This is a genomic window from Rhodobacter sp. P2_H5 (assembly GCF_056403335.1).
In genome coordinates, this window is the sequence record NZ_JBFUFS010000066.1 from 1 (window position 1) to 1125 (window position 1125).

At 62.0% G+C, this 1125-nt stretch carries 1 protein-coding gene; it reads right to left on the reverse strand.

Going from position 1 to position 1125, the window contains the following annotated elements:
- Positions 1-1125, reverse strand: a 1125-nt coding sequence (locus AC1DVR_RS23460) for a type IV secretion system DNA-binding domain-containing protein (protein WP_478003037.1), incomplete at both ends; no start/stop codon positions are given.

Below are 1125 nucleotides of genomic sequence, written 5' to 3' on the forward strand. Positions count from 1 at the left end.
ACGGCAGCCGGTTTAGCGACGGCACTTCGTCGAGGAAGAACCACAGGCTTGGGTCACGACGTTCCGGGCCGGTCATCAGCGCATTGGCCGCGACCTCGATCACGGTGGAGATGACATTGCGTGTGGCCGCCGAGTGTTCGGCATCGCCCGTCAAGAAGACAAAGCCTGGGCGTTCCGACTTGACCCAGTCCCGCATCGAGAAGGGGCGGATGCCGTCATCACGCAGGAATTCGAGAAACCGCAGTTCCGCGATCATGTTGGCGCGGATCGAGGCGGAGGTCTTCTGGATATTCTCGCCAAAGAACAGGGCGCCGGGCGTGTTCTGCACCAAGGCCTGCAGCGCCTCTGCCGGCATGGTCAGGATGGCATTTCGGAGCGCCGTGTTGGTGCGCAGGTTCTGCTTCATCAGCCCGCGCGCGGCATACTCAAATACCAGCCGCGCCGTGATCGACCAGAACGGGTCGTTGGAGCCGGGTTTCTGCTGGATCATCACCTCGGCAATCTGGGCGAAGGCTTCCGGCGTCTCGGCCTCATAGAAGGGTGACCAGCTGACCGAGCGGGCATCGAACATGTTGAGGATGATGTCGGTCTCGGGGTTGTAATAGTTCCGCACGAAGGCGCCCATCTTGTCATAGATGATGGCGCGCCCATTCTCGGCGCGGATCGTTCCGAGCAGTTCTTTCATCGCATTGGTCTTGCCGACACCGACGGTGCCGAAGATGCCGGTCTGGGCTTCGACTGTGTTCGGCGGGAAGGGAATGCCCGCGAGGGTGTAGCGCCGCGTGCCCTTCTTGGCCGGGACGTGTTTGAGATATTCCTTCCACTTCCGCCGCGACCAGGCCTCGAGGTCTTTGGGCGACACCAATCGCGAGCCGCGGATGTGTTCGGTGTCGGCCAGCCGTCGTCCGAGCAGCGAGAAATAGGCGACCATGGCGAGCCCGGCCAGGACCGCCGGGACGAAGGAGATCTCATAGTAGAACTCGGCCTCAGCCGCATAGTCATCGTATTTCTGGCGCAGCGCCTTGTCCTGCACGACCCGGATCGCGGCGTCGGTATGGGTCACGCCATCCGGGGTCACATAGGTCAGCATGAAATCCGGCTGGTTCAGCGTCGAGACGTTCAGAT